Here is a 22,437-nt window from a genome sequence, read left to right as displayed (position 1 = left end):
TAACCGATGAAAAACCTGATATGGACTTTGCTCACCGTCGCGCTATTCGCCAGCGCGGCGCCGGTATCCGGCGCCGGCGGCCCGGCAGAGGCGGCGCCCCCGGCGTTGACGTTAAACGGGGCCGCAACCGGGACGCGGGATGAGCAGGCGCCTGCGCCCGATGCGGCTTTCCGCAGGCCGGATGCGCCGATGCCAGGCGCCCCGGTGCGCGACATCACGCTGCCCTTTGCCGTCATCGCGCCGCCGCCCGGCACCATGACCCTGCGCGGCATCCAGCCTAACGGCCAGGTTGAATTCGGCGTGCGCGGCGATGAGGTGGTTACCCAGGCGATGCTGAATTTACACTATACGCCGTCGCCGTCGCTTATCCCGGTGCAGTCGCATCTGAAGGTTTATCTTAACGATCAGCTGATGGCGGTGCAGGCTATCGGTCAGCAGCAGTTGGGCAAGGAAAACCAGGTACAGGTACCCATAGATCCGCGCTATATCACCGATTTTAATCGTATCCGGCTGGAGTTTGTCGGCCACTACCAGAATATCTGCGAGAATCCGGCCAATACCACCCTGTGGCTGGAGATCGGCAAAGGCAGCTCGCTGGCGCTGCGCTATCAAACACTGCCGCTGAAGAATGATTTATCGCGTTTCCCCATGCCGTTTTTCGATGCGCGCGATACCGGGCCGCTGACGCTGCCGATGGTCTTTGCCGCCGCGCCGGATGCGGGCCAGCAGCAGGCCGCGGCGATGTTGGCCTCCTGGTTCGGCGTCAGGGCGCAATGGCGCGGCCAGACGTTCCCGGTGTTGTACAATCGCGAGCCCGATCGCCATGCGGTGGTGTTCGCCACCAACGCCGGCCGGCCGGATTTCCTGCGTGATATGCCGCCGGCCACCGGCCCGGCGGTGGCGATGGTCAGCCCGCGCGATAATCCTTTTATTAAACTGCTGTTGATAACCGGGCGCGATGATGCGGATCTGCTTACGGCGGTGAAAGGCATTGCGCAGGGCAACATGCTGTTTCGCGGGCAGGCGGTGGCGGTGGAAAGCGTGGAGCAGCTTCAGCCGCGCCAGCCCTATGACGCGCCCAACTGGGTCCGCACCGACCGGCCGATGAATTTTGGCGAGCTTAAGCAGTACCCCGAACAGCTGCAGGCGGACGGGATCGTGCCCACGCCCATTAGCCTGAATATGAACCTGCCGCCCGATCTGTTTTTGATCAACAGCCAGGGTATCGATATGCGTTTGCGCTACCGCTACACCTCGCCCCAGCTGAAAAATACCTCGCGGCTGAGCGTCAGCCTGAATAATCAGTTTGTGCAGGACTTTATCCTGCTGCCCGGCCATGACGACGGTCCGCAGCTGCTGCACCTGTCGCTGTTGCGGGGCCTGCTGGCCGATCACCGGGACTTGATGATTCCGGCGCTGAAGCTTGGCGCGGTTAACCAGATCCGTTTTGCTTTCGACTATACCTCGCTATTGGCCGGCGGCGCGGAGGGGCGTTGTGAAACCTACACCACGGTGCCCAATCATGTGGTGATCGACGACAGTTCGACTATCGATTTTTCCGGCTACCGGCATTTTATGGCGATGCCGGATCTGCGCGCTTTCGCCAACGCGGGTTATCCCTTCAGCCGCCTGGCCGATCTGTCGCAGACGCTGGTGCTGGTGCCGCCGAAACCGCAGCCGCTACAGTTGACCACCCTGCTGAACACGCTGGGTAATATCGGCGCGCTAACCGGTTATCCGGCCCTGGGCATGCGCCTGAGCGAGGACGGGTCGCAGGTGAGCGCCGTCGATGCCGATATTTTGCTGATAGGTGATCTGCCCGCGGTCTTGCGAAACGACGGCATGCGCGACGGCAAAAAAGCCCAGTTGCTGCTGGCCGCCACCCGCGATTGGATCAACCAGCCGGTGCGCCAGGCGGCGCTGCCGGACAATACCACGCCGGACGTGGACGCCCTGGCCGATACCAGTACCCAGATCGCCGCGCAGGGATCCATCGCCGCCGTGGTCGGCCTGCAGTCGCCTTACTTCAATCAGCGCAGCATCGTGGCGCTGCTGGCGAAGGGACCGGACGGCAACGCCTTGCTTAACAATGCCATGGCGGATAATCTGCAAAAGGCGCGGGTTTTCGGTTCGGTGGCGCTTATCCGCGATTCCGGCGTCAACAGCCTGAAGGTGGGCGACACCTATTACGTCGGTCATTTGCCCTGGTGGGAACGTGTCTGGAATGCCCTGGCCCATCATCCGGTAATACTGGCGCTGATGGCGGTGATCGCCGTGGTGCTGGCCGCCATGGTGCTCTGGTGTGGTTTACGCGCCCTCAGCCGCCGTCGTTTATCCGCGGGCGACGGGGAATAACGCATGCCCACCGTTCGTTTTATCGCGCCATGGGGCGCCGGGGGCAGCCTTCCGGCCGCCATACGCCGCCCCGCACAAGGGCCGGTGGGCAAGGCGCTGATGATGGTGTTGGGCGTGGCCTTGTCGCTAGCCGTTATGCCGCCCGTACGCGCCGAGCCGCCGCCGGCCATAGCGCCGGAGCAGTGGCTGCTGGCGCAGGTCAGACTGGGCGAGGCTAATCATCAGGATCAACTGGTGCGCCAGTCACTGGACCGTTTAGCGTTAATCGCGCCCGATAGTCCGCAAGTGCTGGCGGCCCAGCTGCGTCTGGATCTGCGTGAAGGCAACCAGGACCAGGCGCGGGAGCGGCTGGAAAAAATCCAGCGGCTGGCGCCGGATTCAACGGAATTTCGCCAGGCGCGGCTCAGCCTGGAGCTGGCGCGGCCGGAAACACAGCAGCGGCTGCAGCAGGCGCGCCTGCTGGCCACGGCGGGCCGGCTGGCGGAGGCCCGGGCGTTGTACGACCAGGTGTTCGGCGGCCAGCCGCCGCCGGTGGAGCTGGCGCTGGAATATTGGCAACTGGTGGCCCGCGTACCCGGCCACCAAGACGAGGCCGAACGTCAATTGGCCGACCTTGACCGGCAGTATCCGGGCAATGTCGCCCTGCGCCTGCAACTGGCCCAATACGCCTTTGCCGCCGGCCGGAACGAACAGGCTATCGGCTGGCTGCGGCAGGTGGCGAATACCCCGGCGGGCCGGCAGCCCGCCGCCGAAATGTGGCTGGCGCGGATAAAGGCAACGCCGGTGGACGCGCAAAGCGTGTCGGCCCTGCAATTTTACCTTAGGGTATTCAACGACGGCGCGTCTGCCGACGCCGCGCAGCAGGAACTGCGGCGGCGGCAGGCGCTGCTGGCCGACCCGCGCTATCAGGCCAGGATGGAGGGTTTGGCAAAAATTGAACAGGGCGCCTCCTCCGGCGCCATTGCGCCGTTAACCGAGGCTTTGGCCGCCACGCCGGACGATGCCCAAGTGCTGGGCGCCATGGGGCTGGCCTATGCGCGCTCCGGCCAACGCCTGCGGGCGCTGGACTATTTTACGCGGGCGCAGCAGGCTGAACAAAATGGCTTTAATGGCGCAAAATGGCGGGGCCTGATTCAAACCAACCGTTACTGGTGGGCGTTGGAGCAGGGCGATCGCGCGCTTAAGTCCGGGCATCTCGCCGAGGCGGATGGCTATTACCGGCAGGCGCGCGGTATTGACGATCGGGACGCCTGGGCTTGGGTCGGCCTGGGCGATGTGGCGGTGGCGCGCGATAATGACTCGGCGGCCGAATATGATTATCGCCGCGCGCTGGCCCTTGAGCACGACAACGGCAGCGCCCAGCGCGGGCTGGTCAATCTTTACCAGCGCCGCTCGCCGCAGCTGGCGCTGGATTATCTCGGGCAGCTTCCCCCGGGCCAGCGGCAAAAGCTGCGGGATAAGCAGCTCGCTATCCAATTGACATTACTCACGGACCAGGGCGGGCGCGACGCCGGCGCGGGACACTGGGCGCAGGCGGCGCAGCGTTACCGGCAGGCGCTGGACCTGGAGCCGGGCGCTATCTGGACCGCGTATCATTATGCCCAGGCGCTGCGCCATACGGCCCGGGTGTCAGAGGCTGATACCCTGATGGCCGCGCTGGCGCGGCGCTATCCCGGCGATCCCGCGCAGGTGTACGCTTATGCGCTGTATCTGGCGGGCAGCGGGCGGGACGATGCGGCGCTGACCCATCTGCGCGGGCTGCCGTCCGGTCAGTGGAGCGAAGGGATGCGCCAGCTGGCGCAGCGGCTGGAGTGGGAGAAACGCGCGGAAGACATAGACCGCCGGCTTGACGTCATCGAGCGGAGGCTTGCCGACGGCGACCCGGCAGGAGCGCGCGGGGCGTTGCAATACCTGCGATCGACGACCGATGGACTGAGCCTGTATCAGCAGCGGCGCATCGCCATGGCCTGGCTGGACGCCGGCGATGCGGCGCAGGCGGCGGCCGGGCTGCGGCAACTGAAAAAACGGGTACAAACAGCGCCGAACGGGCAGGATAAAACGCTGATTTACCGTGATTTAGCGCGCGTCGAGCAACGGGGCGGCCAGCCGGAAGCAGCGCGCGCGGACTATCAATCCGCCATGCAGGCCGCGGGCCTCAGTGCCGGCGTCCCCGCGAATAACGATGAGTATACCCGCCTGACGCGTCATAACCCCGGCGACGACTGGCTGCGCCGCGGTATCCGCGCCGACGCCGGCGGGCTGTATCGTCAACAGGACGTTAACTTTACCCTGGACCATGATTTCTGGAGCGATGGCGGAACCCCCGGCAAATCGGATCTGAGCGCTAATACCACCATGCTGCAGGCGGATATGCCCTGGGATCAGGGGCGGGCTTTTGGCCGCGCCGATATTGTACGTATGGACGCGGGAACGTTGGCCAACGATTACGGCGGCACCTTCGGCACGTGCGCCGATTTGCCCTGTCACGGGAATCGCCGCCAAACGGCGACCGGCGTTAGCCTGGGCGCCGGCTGGGAAAATGACCAATGGAAAACCGATATCGGCACCACGCCGCTGGGTTTTCCGGTGGTCGACTGGGTGGGCGGTGTCGCTTATCGCGGCGATTGGCGCAGTCTCGGCTGGACCGCCACCGCCTCGCGCCGGCCGGTTTCCAGCTCGCTGCTGTCCTTTGCCGGCGCTCGCGATCCCGGCACCGGCATGACCTGGGGCGGCGTGCGCGCCACCGGCGGCGGCCTGGGCCTGAGTTATGATCAGGGTAATGCCAACGGCCTGTGGGGCGATCTGAGCGCGCATCAGCTGACCGGTAAAAATGTCGCCGACAATAGCCGCGAACGGCTGATGGGCGGGTATTATTATAAGGTGATTAACGAAGAGGACCGGCGGGCCACCGTGGGGCTGAATTCGATGCTGTGGCATTATCGCCGGGATTTGAGCGGCTATACGCTGGGGCAGGGCGGGTATTATAGCCCGCAGCGCTATTTTTCACTGGCCGTGCCGGTAAATTATCGCGCGCGCGCGGAAAATGTCTCCTGGCAGCTCGGCGCCTCGTTATCCTGGTCGCATGCCTCGACGGGAGAGCGGCGGCGTTATCCCCTGGCGGGGGTGGGCGCCGCCGACATCCTATCGTCGGGCGGCGACAGTTCCGGGTTTGGCTATACCGTCCAGGCGTTAATCGAACGGCGCCTGTCGTCGCACTGGACCCTTGGCGCCGGTATCGATATCCAGCAGGCCAAGGACTACACGCCCAGCCATATCCTTGCTTACCTGCGCTATTCGATGGCGGGCTGGCAGGGCGACCTCGCAATGCCGCCGCAGCCGCTGAACCCCTATGCGGATTTTAAATAACCCGGCCGGAAAATTCCCCCGTTGTCGTCATCCCCGGCGCGCCTGGTTGAACGGTTTTCCGCCGTTGAGGAAAAGAATCAGCGCGCCGGCCAATGCCATAATGGCCCGTCGTCGTCCACCACCAGCGTTTCCCCCAGCCGTTTTTGCAGCACAATGGCCGTGATTGACGATGCCGCGCGCAGTGCGTCCACCAGGGCCGCCGCATGGGAAACAATCACGATCTGCGTTCTGCGCCCGGCGGCGGTAATCAAGCGCGCCAGCGCCGGCAGCAGCTCAGGATGCAGGCTGGTTTCCGGCTCATTGAGAATCATCAGCTCAGGGGGACGAGGCGAATGCAGCGCCGCCGCCAGCAGCAAAAAGCGCAGCGTGCCGTCCGACAGTTCCGCGGCCTTCAGGGGGCGCAGCAGCCCGTGTTGCGTCATGCGCAGCTCCAGGTAACCGTCGTTTTGCGCGACGCGCAGCGCCGCGCCGGGGAATGCGTCGTCGATGGTCTCGTCCAAATCCTCGGCAAAGCCGATGTCATAAATGGTCTGGATGGCGGCGGCCAGGTCGGCGCCGTCCCCAGACAGCACCGGCGTATAGGTGCCAATCTGCGGCCGGCGCGCCGGGGCGTCGCGGTCGGTACGCAGATGATCGTAAAAGCGCCAGCCGCGCATGGTCTCCCGCAGCATCAGCAGCTCCGGCGCATTAAGCGGATCGATACAGTGTGTCATCATACTGTCGAAGACCGCCAGGTGCTGGAACGGCGTTTGCCACACGCCGCGTTCATCGCGTATCCGCACGGCGGGCCCATGGCGATCCGCAAGCGTCGCGCTTTTGCTGTACAGCGGACCATGCCAGACCACTTCTGTTTTAATGTGGGGATCGCGGTTAAACATCGCTTTGCCGGGCGGCATGTCGCGTTTCTCAGGCAAACCCAAATCAATGGCATAACCAAAGGTATCGCCGGAAAATCCCAGCTTCAGGCTGACAGGCGCCTGCCGGGACTGGGTCCCCTGCACGGGAAGCGTGCCGTTGATCATCGCGCGCGAAAACGTTTCCGGGCCGGCCCATAGGGTGGAATGCAGCCCTCCGTCCGCGGCCAGCGACTGCACTATGCGGTCCTGGGCAATGTCGGCCAGGAGATTCAGCGCGCGGTAGATACTGGATTTGCCCGCGCCGTTCGGCCCGGTTATCACGGTAATTTGCCCGATTTCCAGCGTCAGATCACGCAGGGAACGGTAGCCGGAAACGGCAAGCAGGTTAATCATCGGGACACGACTCCATGGCTGACGCGACGGCTAAACCATACCACAGAAAAATAACCCTGGGTCGCGGTTTTCCAACGGCTATCCACCGCCAACGGCCTCCCCGCCGCTAATGTTAGCGGGTTGCGGGCCACGCCGGCAACGCAATGGTTGAGCATAAAATCAGGTAAACGCCGTAGCGGTTTTTTCCCCGTTGTTTGATAGCGTGGTCACCACTGTTTTTGGCCTGGCGCCGCTGGCGAAAAGGGAATAGGGGTATGTTTGCGAATTGTCAATTATTCGGCATGGATTTTGCGTTTCCCGACGTCTGCCTGACGCCGGCGCCGGTGCCCGTACCGGTGCCTTACCCCAATATGGCGCTGGGCTGCACGGCGACGCCGCATACCTATACCATCCTGTTCGGCGGACTGCCCGCGCATAATATGGCCACCCTGACCTATGCCAGTTTCGGCGACAATGCCGGCATTAGCCTGGGGGTAATGTCGGGTACGGTAATGGGGACCTCGCGCCATTTAACCGGCGCGTTCACCACCCTGATCAAAGGTTCTCCCGCCACCCGCATGACCAGCCTGAGCCTGCAGAACGGTACCAATATGGTGGGCATGCGGCTGCTTCCCAGCCAGCTGAAAATCATGATGCTTGGAATGTAACCCCCGCCGGTAACAGGATTCTTTATATGTCTTCACTGTTTTTTCGGCTTCGTTTTCCCGGCCTCCTGGCGCTGACGGCGTTTATCAGCGCCTGCGCGCCGGCGGAAATAACCCCGCAAGACAGTGGCGGCGGCGATCGCCTGGCGTTGAACGCCCGCGGCCGGCTGAATAACGGATCACCGCTAAAAATAACCGTATTGCAGCTTACCGATCCCTCCCGCTTTTTGTCGGCCGGCTATGAGGACCTGCAACGTGACGCGCATAAGACGCTGCGCGGGCAGGTGCGCGCCGGAGAAGAAATTTTCCTGCTGCCCGACGATAAGTGCCGGGTCCTGCCGCTGCCAACGGCGGACGATGTTCATTACCTGGGCATCTTTGCCGAGTACCAGGATCTCGCCCATAAACGCTGGCGGCTGCTATTGCCTCTGCCGCCGCGGCCTGCGGCCTCGGTATGGACGATGCTCCGGCCGCCTCCGCCCGTTTTGCGCCGGGTTACCGTGACCCCGGACGGTTTGCAGGGAAATGATAATGAAAAATAACCATAAAGTGCTGTGGGTGGAGGGGATGTTCCTGCGTCCCCATCATTTCCAGCAGGCCGAGGAGTATCTGGAGCAGCGCCAATGGCACCTGCGGGATGGCCGCTATCCCTGGGGATTTTCCATCCTGCGGGTGGATGAAAGCCTGCTAGCGCTGGGCAAGGTGGCGCTGGCCGCCGGCGCCGGCATCCTGCCGGACGGTACGCTGTTCGACTTCACCGATCCCTGCGATGCGCCGGCGGCGCTGGATATCCGCGCCGGCTGCGGCGGAGTGACCATCGTTCTGGCATTGCCGGTCCGGCGCGCGGGACGGGAAACGGTCATTTTTACCGAAGCGGCGGATTCGCTGGCCCGTCACCTGGCGTTTGAAAAAGAGGTTGCCGACACCAACGCGTTGTCCGCGGGCGGCGCGAAGATCCAGTGCGGCAGGCTGCGTCTGCGGCTGCTGCCGGAACATGAACTTAACGGCGAATGGATAGCCATGGGCGCGGTACGGGTGCTGGCGAAGGATCGGGACGGCGGCGTGTTGCTGGATCCCGGTTATCTTCCTCCCCTGCTGGACAGCCGCGCCAGCCCGGCGCTGCAGGAATATGTCCGGGAGCTGGCGGGCTTGCTGCAACAGCGACGCCAGCGGCTGGGCCGCCAGCTGCAACAGCGGGACGAAGGGCACAATAGGGCGGCGGACCTGATGCTGCAGGCGCTTATCCACCGGTTCAGCGCCAGGGTAGATCATCTGCTGCATGCCCCGAGGGTACATCCGGAGCGCCTGTTCTCCGCATGGCTGCCGTTTGCGCTGGAGCTGGCGGTGTACCGGGCGCCGCATGTCTTTGCAGGCGATATCCCGGTGTATGACCATGCGGATATCGGCGGCTGCTTTGGCCTCTTGATGTCGCTGCTGCGCCAGGGATTGTTTATCGCGCTTGAAGACAGCGCCATCCCCCTGCCGCTGACCGAGAAGATGCCGGGCTTGAGCGTGGCCACATTGCCGGATAAAGAGATGCCGGATCGGTTTGACTTTGTCTTAAGGGTGGCGGAACTCGAGGGCGGGGCGCAAACGAGCGCTTTTCTGGCGCAAATCAAGATTGCGCCGGCGTGCTGCATCCGCGACGTGGTGCAACTGCAATTGCCGGGTATCCCCTTGCGGCCCCTGGCGCAGGAGCCGCGCCAGCTGCCTTCCCGAACGGGCGCCAACTGCTTTGCCCTGGAAAATAGCGGCGCATTATGGCCGCAGTTGGCCAAAACCGGGGCCTTCGCCCTGTACCTTACCGACGAATTCGCCCGGCTGGACATTCAATTATGGGCCATAAGGCGTCAATCCCCGCCGGGTGGACCACCGCCATGACAGACCACGCTCGCATGCAGCACGCGCAGCCCAACCGGCTGCTGGCGGCGGCCGGTCCGCTGCTGAACGCCGTGGCGCATTTACGTTACGCGCAGCCGCCCGAGGATGCCGGGGCGCTGCGCCTGCGGATGATCGATGAAATGCGCCGTTTCGAGCAGGTTTGCCAGGAAGCGGCGCTGAGCTATAACGTGATTATCGGCGCGCGCTATTGCCTGTGTACCGCCCTGGACGAGGCGGTGGCGCTGACCTCCTGGGGGCAAAGCAGCATTTGGGCGGGCAACGGCCTGCTGGTGGCTTTTCATAATGAAACCAACGGCGGCGAGAAATTTTTCCAACTGATGGCGACATTGTTGCAACAGCCCGAGCAGCATATCGATCTGCTGGAGCTGCTCTATTTTTGTTTGTTATTGGGTTTCGGCGGCCGCTACCGGGTCATGGAAAACGGCATTTACCGGCTGGAAATCCTGACCCAGCGGCTGGCGCGGCAGATTCGCAGCATCAGGGGTGAATACGCCCGTCCCCTGGGTGAACCGCGCGCGCAACACCCCGCCCCCCGGCGGACCTCCAGGGCGCGGCTGGCGCCGCCGCTATGCGTCTTGTTGGGCGGGATGCTGCTTGGCTTGCTGTATATCGTCCTTAATAACCGGCTGGACGTCGCTGCCACCGGGGTGCAAAACAGGCTGTTCAGCCTGCAACTGCCCAAGGCGCCCCCGCCGGTGGCCGGGATGTCGCTGCCGGAGCTGATGCAGGCCCTGGCGGCGGATATTGCCGCTAACCGCGTGGCGGTGTCCCTGCGGGATGAGCAGGGGGTTATCACGCTGCGCGGCGGCGACGTATTCGCGTCGGCCTCCGCGACGCTCCACCCATCGTATCAAGACGTTATCTTCCTGATTGCCCGGCATCTGGCGCAGACCACCGGCGTGGTAACGGTGCGCGGGCATAGCGATAACCAGCCGATCCATGGCGCCGCTTTTACTTCTAATGACGCGCTGGCGCTTGCGCGCGCCGAAACCGTCGCCCTGATGCTGCGCCAGGCGCTGGATCAGCCGGGACGGGTGGTGGCGCAAAGCGCCGCCGGCAAGACGCCGCTGGTGCCGAATACCACGGCGGAAAATCGCGCCCTTAACCGACGCATCGATATTGCCTTTAACCTGGCCGGCGGCGACACAGAATGAGGCGGGGAGCACGAACATGTTAAAAATGATGGGGGCGCTGTACGGCGGCGGAATCTGGCGTGGCGTTTGCGCGGCGGCGGGAGTTGGCCTGGCCGTCTGGTTTGTGGGCCCCCGGCTTGACGTCGGCGGTGTGCATCCCCTGGCGTCTGACGCTGTCCGTTATCAGGTTATCGGCGCGGTGACGGCGTTTTGGCTGCTGTCGCGATCCCTCTCCTCAATGCGTCAGGCCCGTTTCCGGCGTAGTGTGCGACGGCAACTGCTGACGGCGGAGCGGACGCCGTCAGCGAGGGAGGAAACCCCGCTTGCCGCAGGGTTTAAACTGGCGGCCAGGATCCTCAAGCGGCATCATGGTTATGGCGCCGGGCTGAAAAAGGAGGGACTGCCGGTCTTCGGGCGCGCGTATTTGTATCGGCTGCCGTGGTACCTGATGCTGGGCGCCGGCGGCAGCGGCAAGTCCAGGGCCCTGCAAAACGCTGAGCTCGATTTTCTCGAACCCCAGGCCCCGGACGCCGGCGCGGCGGACGGGCCGGGCCGTTGCGACTGGTATTTTACCTCCCTGGGCGTGGTGATCAGTCCCTGCGGCAGCTTTCTGGCCGACGGCGACAGCCGTTGGCAACAGATGCTGGCATTGCTCAAGCGCCATCGCGCCCGCCGGCCGCTTAACGGGGTGGTGCTGACAATAAGCGCGCAGGATCTGCTGCAGCCCTCGCGGGAAGAGCACTGCCGGCAGGCCGGATTGTTGCGCCGACGCCTGCTGGAGCTGGGGCGGCAGCTTAAAATTGTTCTGCCGGTGTATATCATGATCACCAAGGCCGATTGCCTGGCGGGGTTTAGCCAGTATTTCAGCCGCTTCGACGGTCCTGAATTGGCGCAGCCCTGGGGCATGGATTTTCCTTGGCGGGGCGGGTCCGAAGATGGGTTCTCGCTGCCAGAAGCCTTTGCGCAGGCCTTCGACCGGTTGCAGCGGCGGTTAGATGACGCCTTGGCGGATACGCTGCTGGCGGAGCCCGATGCCAGGCAGCGCGGCAAATGCCTGGCCCTGCCCCAGGCCTTTGCCGCGCTGCGCCAGCCGCTGCTGCGTTACCTGGAGATTATCTTTGCCTCCTTTCCCGAGGGGGCCGCGCCCGCGCCACGGGGCGTCTGGTTTACCAGCGCCAACCAGAAAACCGGACCGGCCGCCGGCGCGTTAACGGCCCGCCAGGACGATTTGTTCGATTACCGTTTCACGCCGGCGGATATGGCCACGGCCAATGTGGCCGCGCCGACGCCGCAAAGCTATTTCCTCAAGACGCTGTTTCGGGACATTATCCTGGCCGAAGGCGACCTGGCGGGCACCCGCCGCTGGGCCATATGCCGTCGCCGGTTGGGTTACCTCGCGGGCTACGGCCTGTTATCGGCGCTGCTGCTGACGGCGGGGAGCCTGGGTATCGCCAGCTACCATAATAACCATCAGTACCTGGCACGGGTACAGGCGCGCACCCAGGCGCTGGAACAGCTTAGCGCCGCTATCTTGCGTGCGCCCGACCCCGGGCTGGCCCAGATAATGCCCTTCTTTAACGGACTGGGCGTCTGGGCCGAAACCGGGGTCTTTGATTATCGCCGCCCCCCGCTGGACCATCGTATGGGCCTGTACCGGGGCCGGATGCTGCACGGCGCCGGCGAACTGGTCTACCGGCACGCCCTGAAGCGCGTGCTGCTGCCGCTGGTGACGCAGCAGCTTGCCGCGGTGCTGGCCCGGGCGCATGGCGGCGAGACGGATTTCACTTATCAGGCGCTGAAAGCCTATCAAATGCTGTATGAGCCGCAGCATTACGACGGCGGGTTTTTACGCTCCTGGGTGCTGATGACCCTGCCGGCGATGCCGGGCGCGGCGCAGCTCGACAGCGCCGGGAATGAACAATTGCGCCGGCATCTCGCGCAACTGATAACCGACGCGCCGCTGCTGTCGCCCAACGACAAAGACCAGCGTCTGATCGAGACGGCGCAGTCTGCCATCCGTCAGCACCCGCTTGCCCAGCGCGTCTACCAGCGGCTGAAACCATTGCTTATTAACGACAGCCGGTTCAAGTCCATCAGCCTTATCGATCTGGCGGGCGCCGAGGCGGAGCAGGTACTGATACGCAACAGCGGCCTTCCGGCCACGGATACGCTCCCCGGTCTGTTTACCCCCGCAGGGTATTGGCTGGGCTTTCATCCCCGGGTCGCCGTCGCCCTGCGCCGGCTACAGGAGGAGGACCGCTGGGTGCTGAACCAGACCCTGGCGGCGGATGAGGACGAACTGGCCGCCAACGTACGGCATTGTTATATGAACGAATTTATTACCCGCTGGGATAACTTTCTCGGCGATATCGGCCTGATGCCCGCGCCGGACCTGAACCGGCGCATCGACAGCGCGCGTATCCTGTCCGGCGAACATTCGCCGCTGCGTTGCCTGGTGACGCGTATCGGCGACATCCTCGCCTTGTCGCCGCCGGGCGATGCGCAGGCGTCATCGCCGGACCTCGGGCGGCAGCTCGGCGCCGGCACCCGCGGGTTGCTGAACACACTGTTTCCCCAGCGGGGGAACCGGGAAGGTCAGGAAGGGCCCGAGCTGAAGGTAAGGCACCACTACCGGGATCTTATCGCGCTGTCCCGCCCGGGCGATGAAAACGGCGCCGCCATCGCCTTTGACGCTATTCTCACACAGCTGGGCTGCTTATACCGCTATCTGGTCGCGCTGCACAACAGCGGCGATACGGCGCCTGCGCAAGGAGAGACCCTCTCCCGGCTGCGGGCGGATGCCTTGCGCTTGCCGCAGCCGATGCGCCGCCTGATCCTTGAGCTTGCCGAGGGCGCCGGCCATGATACCCGGCGCCAAACGCAGCGGCGGCTGCGGCGGCTGTTCGATACCCAGATCGGCGCGTATTGCCGGCAGGTCGCCGATGGCCGTTATCCTTTATCGCCGCAGGGCGCGATCGATCTCAGTCCGGACGATATGGCGCGTCTGTTTGCGCCGGAAACGGGGCTGGCCGATCGTTTTTGGCGACAGCACCTGGCGGACAGCGTGGAAGCCTGCGCCAATCGCTGGCATTTTTTCCCCGGGATCAACGCCGGCGACGAGGCGGCCGGGGAGGCATTGCTGCACTTTTTCCGCGCCGCACGTGCTATCGGCGATGCGTTCTTCCCGCCGGGCGCGACCCGCCCCGTCTTTTCCTTTACCCTGCGCCCCGTAAAGATGGACAACGGCATTCTCAGCCTGTCGCTTGATATCGACGGGCAGATGCTCAGCTATAACCACGGCCCGTCGATTGCCTATCACCTGAACTGGCCGGGCGCGCGGGGTACGGGCAAAGCGCGGCTGAGCGCCGGCCTGGCCGACGGCACCATCGCCACCCTGGAACGGGAGGGGCCGTGGGCGCTGAACCGGCTGCTCGACGGTGGCCAAAGCCGGCGGACGGGCAACGACGGCGCGCAGCATATCACCTTCACCCTGGCTGGCCGCAACGTGACGCTGGAAATTATCCCGGACAACGTGCGCAACCCCTTTACCCTGCCGCACTTCAGCTGTGCCGCGCAACCGGAACCGCTATGAACATCAACGCCCTGCTTACGCCGGTAAGCACCGACGCGCCCTGCGGCGAAAACCTGGAATACGATCTGGCCTTTATTCAGTTGCACCAGCTGGCGCGCGGTAAAGCGGAACAACAGTTCGGCGATATGCTGATCCCGGCGCTGGAACCGGACTGGCGCCGGGTGGAGCAACAAGCCCTCGGACTGCTGGCGCGCAGCAAGGATCTGCGCGTGATGCTGTTGCTGGCGCAATCTTGGACCGCCCTGCGCGGCGTGCCCGGTTACGCCGACGGCATTATGCTGATGGGCGAAGCGCTCGAGCGGTATTGGCCGACGCTGTTGCCGCCGCTGGCGCTGGAGGGCGAGTCCGATCCCCTGATGCGCATTAACGTGCTGCGCGAGCTGGGCGATGGCTTTGAGCTGGCGAAATTGCTGCGCCATAGCCTGTTTGTACGCGAAGCGGGCCACAGCCTGTCGTTTGCCGATGCCGCGGCCGCCCTCGACGGTATAAGGGCCGCGGAGCCCCCCGGCGAATCGGCGCGGCTGTCCGTCCTCCTCCGGCGGGGGCTGGAGACGCACGCGCGCTATCTGCCGTTGATCTGTTCCGCCCTGGAGCGGCTTTTCAACCTGCTGCGCACGCATTTGGGCGAAACGGCGATCCCGGACATGCCCGGCGTGCTGGCTTCCCTGCGCGCCTTGTCCCAGCCGCTGATGGTCCACGATACCGCGCCGCCGCCTCCCGCGCCGGCGGAAGGTTCCTTATTTCCCCGCCGCACCCCGCCCGATAACGGCGCGGCGACCACACCGTCGTCCCGGCGCGAGGGCGATATCCTCACCCGCGACGACGCCTACCAGGCGCTGGAACAGGTAAAGATCTATTTCCGGCGCTACGAGTCCAGCCATCCGGCGCCGTTGATGATTGCGCGTATCCAGCGGTTAATGAGCCAGGACTTTCTGGCGATAGTGCGCAACCTGGCGCCGGAGGCGGCAAGCCAGTTAGAGCATTTTTTCGGCTGCGAGAGCCTTAAGGAGTAAAAGAGATGAAAGAAGCACACAGCGGACAAAAATTGATCGCCCGCCATCGCGCGCCGCGCGTGCAAATCGAGTATGAGGTGGAATTATACGGCGCCGAACGCACGGTTCAGCTGCCGTTTGTCATGGGCGTCATGGCGGATTTGAGCGGCGGGGCGCACGAACCGCCGGTACGTATTGATGACCGGAAATTCCTCGATATCGATAGTGATAATTTTAATGAACGGATGAAATCGTTCCAGCCGGGTATCGCCATCCGGGTGGAAAATACCCTGACCGGCGTCGACGACCTGCCGGTGTCGCTCGTCTTTAACGAGATGGACGACTTTTTGCCGGAGGCGATAGCGCACCAGGTCGAACCGCTGAACGCGCTGCTGGAGGCGCACATCCAGCTCTCCAACCTGCTTTCCTATATGGATGGCAAACATGGCGCCGAGGAACTGATGGCCTCGGTGCTGAATGATGACCAGCTGCTGCGGGGCCTGGCCGGCGCGTCGGCCGATACCGGCGGGCAGGATCTATTACCCTACTCGCCGATGTACGCCGCCGGGGGCGGCGGACGCATTTTGCCGCCGGCCATCGGCGCGGTGATCGAAGAGCAGTTCCGTACCAAGACCGACGAAGCGCGCGCCGCGCTGGAGTTGGCGGTCAGGGCCATGGCGCAGCAGGCGCTGGCCTACCGGGTGACATTATCCCGGGATGCCTTCAGCACCATTCAGGGCCTGATTGCGCTTATCGATCAAACCCTGTCGCGGCAAATCAACATCATCCTCCATCATCCCGAATTCCAGCGGCTGGAAGGGGCCTGGCGCGGGCTGCATTATCTGGTCGCCAATACCGCCAGCAGCGATATGCTGAAAATCCGCGTGATGAACCTGAGCAAAAAAGAACTGGGGCTCACGCTTAAACGCTATAAAGGCGCCAGCTGGGATCAAAGCCCGATCTTTAAACGCGTTTATGAAGAGGAGTACGGCCAGTTTGGCGGCGAGCCGCTGGGCTGTCTCGTCGGCGATTATTATTTTGATCACAGTCCGCAGGATGTGGAACTGTTACGCGAGCTGTCGCTTATCGCCTCCGCCGCCCATTGCCCTTTTATCAGCGGCGCGTCGCCCGGGGTGATGCAGATGGAGTCGTGGCAGGAGCTGTCCAATCCCCGCGACTTGGGCAAGATCGTGCAGAATACCGAATACGCCGCCTGGCGCATGCTGCGGGAATCGGAAGACTCCCGCTATCTCGGGCTGGTATTGCCGCGCCTGCTGGCGCGTTTGCCTTATGGCCTGGCCGGCAATCCCGTCCACGCCTTTTTGTTTGAAGAGCAGACCGACGGCGCCACCCATGCCAATTTCACCTGGATGAACGCCGCGTACGCCATGGCGGTGAATATCAACCGTTCGTTCCAGGAATACGGCTGGTGTACTTCCATTCGCGGCGTGGAGTCGGGCGGCGCGGTGGATAATCTCTTATGCCATATGTTCCCCACCGACGACGGCGGCGTGGATCTAAAATGCCCGACCGAAATCGCCATCAGTGACAGGCGCGAGGCGGAGCTGGCCAAAAACGGTTTTATGCCGCTGGTGTACCGTAAAAACTCCGATTTCGCGGCGTTTATCGGCGCCCAGTCGCTGCAAAAACCCGCGGAATACAGCGATCCCGACGCCAGCGCCAACGCCAATCTGGCCGCGCGCCTGCCTTATCTTTTCGCCTGCTGCCGTTTCGCCCATTACCTGAAGTGCATCGTGCGCGACAAGGTGGGAACCTTCCAAACCCGCAGTGAAATGGAGCTATGGCTAAATAATTGGATAATAAATTATGTTGATGGAGATCCGGTTAACTCATCGCAGCAAACCAAAGCGCGCCGCCCGCTGGCGGCGGCCGAGGTGCAGGTGAGCGAGCTGGCGGACAATCCGGGTTATTACCAGGCGAAATTTTTCCTGCGCCCGCATTACCAACTGGAGGGCCTGACGGTGTCGCTACGCCTGGTGTCCAAGCTGCCGTCGCTGAAAGGTGGCAATTAACATCCCTTTTCCCGCGGTAAGAAAGGATTCCTGAGTATGAATAACAGTATTTATTTGCAGGTGGACAGCGTTAAAGGCGAAGCCAAGGACGAGGAACATAAGGACTGGATCGACGTGCAGCATTTCCGCTGGCAGATAGTCCAGCCCTCGGAGAACAGCGTGGGCGGCGGCGGCGGTATCGGCAAGGCGGTAGTGCGCGAGCTGGAGGTGCTGGCGCGGATTGATAAGGCCCTGCCCACCATGATGAAAAAATGCGTCGAGGGCACGCATCTGCCCGCGGTAACCCTGGGGCTGAGAAAGGCGGCCGAGTCCAGCGAGGATTACCTGCTGATTAAACTGCAGGAGGTGATGCTGAGCGCGGTGGAAATCGTGCCCCATACCGGCACCGGCGCGGGGGAAGGACACGCGGTGGCGCCCGGCGCCATGGCGGTGCTGTATCGCTTTTCACCCGCCGTGATGGGCGTGACCTGCGGAGAACAGTTAAGCACCGGCGCCCTGAGCGCGAAGGTTGAATTTGGTTGGGATGTGAAAAAAAATGCCGCTGCCCAAGTCAAGTTTAAATAATGACCCATTGATAGACGACCGCCGCCCGCAAGAGACCTGGGAAAACTTTCTCAATGAATTTCCGGGCGCGACGGTACGGGAAAATGATATCGATCGGGTATTGGGGGCGCTTTTCGACGCGCCCCCCGCGTCCGGCCGGATCGCGGCGGCGGAGGCGCCCGGCGGATCGCGGCTTTACGGCGCTGGGGAAACCGATCCGTTGCGGTTGTTCACGGCACGGGCGGATGATGCGTCCGTGGCGGAACATGGCCCGGGCGCGCTGCCGCCGGCGGATATCGCCACGGGCGGGGTGACTCCGGCGCAGCGGCGGGCGATGCTGGCGGCGCTGGGCGCCTGTCTCGGCACGCTGTCGCAAAACGATGTCGACGCCTTGTTTACCCAGACTTTTTTACCGGTCTATCAGCGGGAAATGACCCATAACGCCTGCTGAGTTTACCAACCCATCGGCTCATCGGGACGATAAACAAAATCGTCGCGGTGGGCCGACGGCAGGTTATATCCCAGCCAACTGCCTTGTCCCAGCGGCTGGCCGCCTCCCAGCGTACAGCCGCGATATTCCTCCCGCGCCAGGACCACTCTTAGCTCCCAGGAAAATTCCACCCCGGCGTAATGGCTCACCCACTTGCGCAACCGGTCAAGCGTGCCGGAATGCCCGGCGGGTAAAAAACGACGGTATTGCCGCCACGGCAGCGGACCGATATCGACGGCGAACCGGGACTGCCTGTCCGGAACGGCAAGGCCCAGGCAATGTGTGCCCCCCAGGCGGGCGCGGTGTTGACCGGCGTGCAGCCGTAGCCGGGCGCCGGCTGGCAGCGGCAGCCAATGGAACAGGTTTTCCCGCAGCCTGGCCGGCACGGCAAAAAAGTGACGTATCAGCGAGCGTAGCCCCTCGGCGCTGCGCGGGCCGCGGGTTAAATGCCCCGACATATAATAACGCGCCTGCGCGTCCGGCGCGCCAACGCGCGCGGCGGGCTGGCCTGTTCCCAACAGGCAGGCGGCATACCCATCGAAGCGCCGGCTGTCCGGCCGATCGAACGAGACGCAGTGCTGGGCGTCGGCCCAGGCGCGATAAAACAGCGTAATCAACCGGTGGTGAAACAGGTTGGCGAAGGCCGTCAGCGCCGGTTCCTGGCCGGGGCGCCGGCGTTGGTAAACCTCTTCGGTCAGATGCAGCGGCAGGGGACCGTTGGGGCCGAACAGCCCGAAGCCGTTAATATCCACCCGCCGCAACCGCGCGTCTGTCCCCGGCGCGATGGCGGCGATATTGGCGGCGGCGAAACCCAGCGCCGGCCGCTGGCCCAGGCGCAGCGGTTCGTCGCGCGGCAGCGGCGCGCGTCCCAGCGCGTAGCGCAGCCCGCCCTGCGCATCAACGCGGCGCAGCAGTTGAAACAAATCATACTCCCAGGGATGGCGCTCGCGCAGGGCCCAGCTATTGGTATCGCCCTCAGCGGCTGGAGCGGATGGCGCAGTGACGCGGCGGCGTGAAACCGGAGATAAGCGGCGTTGGGCGGGGCAGGGACGGACGCGGTGAATTTTCATAAAGGTGTCGCCGCCCCGGGACGCGGCGGCCAATAGCCGATGGCGCCCCGCTGTATCGAGCTGAGCGTGGTTTCGGTAAAGCTGTTAATGGTGGCCAGACGCGTAAACAGCCGCGCCAGCACGCTGCCCAGCAGCCACGGGCTCAGGCCGGAAAATGCCTGTTCATCGACGCTTAGCCGCACGCTGATGCCGCGTACGGCAAGGGCCGGGGACGCCATGACGCGATGGCAGGGAAGGAGCTGGCACTGACGAATGCCGGCAATTTGCTGCCTGACGGTCATATCGGCCCTGCGGGCGTGGAAGTCTACTAGCTGGCGCAGGGCCGCGCCGCCGTCGTGGTTATCCATCAGGCTGAAGTAATTGAGGCGCAGCTGGTTAATCAGCGGCCAGCAGGACGCGCTTTCCGCCAGTGCCGGGCGGGGCTGGCTTGGTCCGTTGCGTAACACCACCCGTTGCACCGGCAGAGAGTCGCGCATCACGAATTGCCTATCTTGCTGCAACAACGTGAGCGGCAGGTCGCGATTGCAGCACAGCACCTCGGGGCTGAGATAGGCCAGTTCTCCATGCCAGGGCGGATGCCGTTCGTCTGCCAGGGAGACATAGGCCAGCGAGCCGCTGTAGCCGGTATACGCCATCGACGGATCGGCGGCCGATGGCCAGTGGCGCTGCTCCCGGCGCAGGGAAAACCAGCCCGGGCCCTCAGGCCCCTCTTCATCGTGGCGATCGTAAACCGGCCTGAATAGCCGCCGGTAGCCGTTTTCGCCTTTGCTGCCGAAGCCGTGCAGCTGTATGACGGAGTGGACTTCATAATCCAGCGGATGCAGCGTATCCACGATAACCGGGTATTCAGTTTGGCGTTCATTGAGAACAATGCGTTCAGCGGTGCGGGGGAACAGATTGATGACCGGCGTGCAGTGCAGCGCCAGATGCTGCCGATCTACCTGGCGCTCCAGTTCGGGCGCGGCCTGATCCAGCAGCAGGATAATCTCCAGCTGTTGCTGTTTGCCGCCGCGGTCGAACAAGGGCTGCAATCCCCCCAGGCTGAAAAACTGTAGCCGGGCGGGAAAACAAAAATATTCCTGCAACAGGCGAAATGCGTCCAGGTTGCGCAGGTCCGGCGGCAGCATGGCCTGATCGGCGTCAAGTCCTTCATGGCGCAGCGCCTCCCGGCCCAGGTTCAGGCGCACGGACGCGCCGCCGCCGGTCTGCGCCAGCACCGTTTGCGTATGCTGCATGATCAGCTCCAGCAGTTGCCGGGCCGGGATATCGCCGCCGCTGAGATAAAACATTAGCCGATCGCAACGCATTTCACCAAGCGTAACCGGGCCGATACAGGAAAGCCTGATGCGCAGCGCGCAGGCGCAGCCCTCCAGACCCAGCGCGCCGGGCCGGATCTCCGCCGGAATCCCGCCCAACGCCACCTGCTCGATGCGTAACGGCTGGAGGTCGACGTCATGGGCGGTGCGAAAGCGGCAGGTGACGCCGCGGGACTTACGTTCCAGGCTGTCCATCACCGTGCCGCGCGGCACCCGGTAACCCTGGCTGATATCTCCCTTGGCGACATCCGGCCGCAGTTCCACGATGGCCATCGACGGCGTGGCGGCCAGATAATTAGGGTGCAGCATCTCCAGCAGTTGCCGGGAGAACTGCGGAAATTCCGCGTCCATTTTCAACTGGACGCGCGCGGTCAGGAAAGCAACGCCTTCCAGCAGCCGCTCGACATACGGATCGGCCGGTTCGGCGCTGTGTAAGCCCAGGCGCCCGGCGACCTTGGGATACTGTTCGGCGAACTCCGTGCCCATTTCCCGCAGCCAGGCCAATTCCCGGTTGTAGTAGTCCAATAGCCGGCTATCCATCAGTTATCCCTTATCACTCAGTTCAAAATGGCCGTTTTCCAGATCCACGCGGCTGGTAAACCTGAACTCCACCGGCGCCGGCGACCACCACAGGCGCCCCTGGATAATAAACGACAGCAGGTTATGCGACGCCAGCCCGGCATCGTCATCAATGCAATCAATACACAGCTCCGGGACGATGATGCGCGGCTCGAAGCAAGCGATCGCCCTGGCGATGGCGACTTCGATATCCTGCCAGGCGATCTCGGTGCGCACCTTGCCGGCCAGCGGCGGCAAGCCGAAGTTCAGCGTACTGGCGTAAATATGGGGCCAGCGCGCCAGCTCGCCGCGGGAGGCGAAACGCGTGCAGTTGAACAGCGCCTGCAGGTTGGTTAACACCGACTGTTTCAGCCTGTCGCGCAGGCACGCCATGTCCGGCGGCGAGTCGTCCGGATTTTCCGGATCGTCGTCCAGCAGCCGTTCCCATAACAAGGGCGCGGCGCGTTGCGCCGGGGGGTGGCTTATTTTTTTCGCCATTTCCGCTCCGTTTTTACGGCAAATCCGGCGGCTGCCGCATCAGCCCATATGAATGTGTTCAGCATCGATCTTGGTGACGGCGTCGGCGGTGATCATGAGGTTCCGGCCGTGGAGGCGGGCATAATCGGCGGCCTGGTAATCCAGCTGGCCGACCCTGGCGTGCTCCGTTTGCGTCACTTTGCGCAGCCACCGGTGGCTGATATGCACCAGGGTGCGCCATACCGATTCCAGCCGCTTGCCGACGATGCAGCCGACATCCACCCGGGCCGACAACGACTTGCCCTGGTAGCGCATCCGCCCGATACGGCATTCCCCGCGATCGGCGCCGATATCCAGCGCCGGGGCGCGCAACGCCAGCCGTTCGGCGCCATGCAGGCTTAACTCGCCCCGGGCGGCGATATGCAGGTCGCCGGCAACCGTCAGGGACCAGGGCGACAGCCTGTCCGCGCGATCCAGCACCGCCAGCAGCCACAGCTGCGCCCGGTTGCCGGCAACCAGCACCGTATCGCCCGGCTGCGGCGCCAGCAGGCAGCTGGCGGCCCGGCGGCACTGCCAGCCGCGCTGTTCATGGCGCACGATATAGCAGCCGTCCGGCAGCAGGTTGACCACCCGGCCTACGGCCTGGCCGGGCGGCGATACAATCTGGTCGCGCAATGCCTGTTGGTTCATCATAAGGTGTCTCAAATAAGGGATGG

At 63.7% G+C, this 22,437-nt stretch carries 16 protein-coding genes and 1 pseudogene; 12 read left to right on the top strand and 5 right to left on the bottom strand.

The window, feature by feature from the left end; genetic code table 11:
• Positions 1-6 precede the first annotated feature (6 nt).
• Positions 7-2,355, top strand: coding sequence for a cellulose biosynthesis cyclic di-GMP-binding regulatory protein BcsB (gene bcsB, locus ACL2XQ_RS24455; RefSeq protein WP_413739790.1), 2,349 nt, complete (start codon positions 7-9; stop codon positions 2,353-2,355).
• 99 nt (positions 2,356-2,454) lie between these two features.
• Positions 2,455-5,721 (top strand): cellulose synthase subunit BcsC-related outer membrane protein, encoded by a 3,267-nt coding sequence (locus ACL2XQ_RS24450; protein WP_413740546.1) that lies wholly within the window; start codon positions 2,455-2,457, stop codon positions 5,719-5,721.
• 77 nt (positions 5,722-5,798) lie between these two features.
• On the opposite strand, the gene ACL2XQ_RS24445 is transcribed toward ACL2XQ_RS24450, so the two are convergent.
• Positions 5,799-6,971, bottom strand: a complete 1,173-nt coding sequence (locus ACL2XQ_RS24445) for an AAA family ATPase (protein WP_413727564.1) — start codon at positions 6,969-6,971, stop codon at positions 5,799-5,801.
• A gap of 254 nt (positions 6,972-7,225) precedes the next feature.
• On the opposite strand from ACL2XQ_RS24445, the gene ACL2XQ_RS24440 reads away from it, so the two are divergent.
• The 10 genes and pseudogenes from ACL2XQ_RS24440 to ACL2XQ_RS24395 all read left to right on the top strand — a co-directional run bounded on the left by ACL2XQ_RS24440 (position 7,226) and on the right by ACL2XQ_RS24395 (position 18,261).
• A complete protein-coding gene (locus tag ACL2XQ_RS24440) occupies positions 7,226-7,618 on the top strand; it encodes a DUF4150 domain-containing protein (protein WP_413739789.1) in 393 nt (130 codons plus the stop codon).
• 26 nt (positions 7,619-7,644) lie between these two features.
• Entirely contained in the window at positions 7,645-8,157 is a 513-nt protein-coding gene (gene tssJ, locus ACL2XQ_RS24435; protein ID WP_413721609.1) for a type VI secretion system lipoprotein TssJ, read from the top strand.
• Entirely contained in the window at positions 8,147-9,496 is a 1,350-nt protein-coding gene (gene tssK, locus ACL2XQ_RS24430; RefSeq protein ID WP_413739788.1) for a type VI secretion system baseplate subunit TssK, read from the top strand. Before tssJ ends, tssK begins: the two co-directional genes overlap by 11 nt.
• A complete protein-coding gene (gene icmH / locus ACL2XQ_RS24425; protein ID WP_413739787.1) occupies positions 9,493-10,671 on the top strand; it encodes a type IVB secretion system protein IcmH/DotU in 1,179 nt (392 codons plus the stop codon). Before tssK ends, icmH begins: the two co-directional genes overlap by 4 nt.
• A 16-nt stretch (positions 10,672-10,687) precedes the next feature.
• A complete protein-coding gene (tssM, locus tag ACL2XQ_RS24420; RefSeq protein WP_413739786.1) occupies positions 10,688-14,242 on the top strand; it encodes a type VI secretion system membrane subunit TssM in 3,555 nt (1,184 codons plus the stop codon).
• On the top strand, positions 14,239-15,255 hold the full coding sequence (gene tssA, locus ACL2XQ_RS24415) for a type VI secretion system protein TssA (RefSeq protein ID WP_413739785.1): 1,017 nt from the start codon (positions 14,239-14,241) through the stop codon (positions 15,253-15,255). Before tssM ends, tssA begins: the two co-directional genes overlap by 4 nt.
• 5 nt (positions 15,256-15,260) lie before the next feature.
• A pseudogene (gene tssB / locus ACL2XQ_RS24410) lies at positions 15,261-15,728 on the top strand (type VI secretion system contractile sheath small subunit); the annotation flags it as partial.
• 60 nt (positions 15,729-15,788) lie between these two features.
• Entirely contained in the window at positions 15,789-17,267 is a 1,479-nt protein-coding gene (gene tssC / locus ACL2XQ_RS24405) for a type VI secretion system contractile sheath large subunit (RefSeq protein WP_410016705.1), read from the top strand.
• Positions 17,268-17,303: 36 nt separating this feature from the next.
• Positions 17,304-17,831 carry an Hcp family type VI secretion system effector gene (locus ACL2XQ_RS24400; RefSeq protein WP_410013162.1) on the top strand — a complete coding sequence of 176 codons (528 nt, stop codon included), beginning with the start codon at positions 17,304-17,306 and terminating at the stop codon, positions 17,829-17,831.
• Positions 17,832-17,838: 7 nt separating this feature from the next.
• Positions 17,839-18,261, top strand: a complete 423-nt coding sequence (locus tag ACL2XQ_RS24395; RefSeq protein WP_413739784.1) for a hypothetical protein — start codon at positions 17,839-17,841, stop codon at positions 18,259-18,261.
• A 2-nt stretch (positions 18,262-18,263) separates the two neighbouring features.
• Here the strand turns inward: ACL2XQ_RS24395 and tssG are convergent, their stop codons facing one another.
• The 4 genes from tssG to ACL2XQ_RS24375 are packed head-to-tail and all read right to left on the bottom strand — an operon-like array spanning position 18,264 to position 22,414.
• Positions 18,264-19,370 (bottom strand): type VI secretion system baseplate subunit TssG, encoded by a 1,107-nt coding sequence (gene tssG / locus ACL2XQ_RS24390; protein ID WP_413739783.1) that lies wholly within the window; start codon positions 19,368-19,370, stop codon positions 18,264-18,266.
• On the bottom strand, positions 19,367-21,226 hold the full coding sequence (gene tssF, locus ACL2XQ_RS24385; RefSeq protein ID WP_413739782.1) for a type VI secretion system baseplate subunit TssF: 1,860 nt from the start codon (positions 21,224-21,226) through the stop codon (positions 19,367-19,369). Before tssF ends, tssG begins: the two co-directional genes overlap by 4 nt.
• Positions 21,227-21,229: 3 nt before the next feature.
• Positions 21,230-21,742, bottom strand: coding sequence for a type VI secretion system baseplate subunit TssE (gene tssE / locus ACL2XQ_RS24380; RefSeq protein WP_413739781.1), 513 nt, complete (start codon positions 21,740-21,742; stop codon positions 21,230-21,232).
• A gap of 39 nt (positions 21,743-21,781) precedes the next feature.
• Positions 21,782-22,414: a DUF3540 domain-containing protein gene (locus tag ACL2XQ_RS24375; RefSeq protein WP_413739780.1), complete on the bottom strand. Its 633-nt coding sequence runs from the start codon at positions 22,412-22,414 to the stop codon at positions 21,782-21,784.
• Between the last annotated feature and the right edge of the window lie 23 nt (positions 22,415-22,437).

This window comes from Sodalis sp. RH14 (genome assembly GCF_047324285.1).
In the GTDB taxonomy this organism is placed as follows: Bacteria; Pseudomonadota; Gammaproteobacteria; order Enterobacterales; family Enterobacteriaceae; genus Acerihabitans.
Note: the sequence above shows the minus strand (reverse complement) of the source record. Positions and strands in the feature narration are given on the sequence as shown.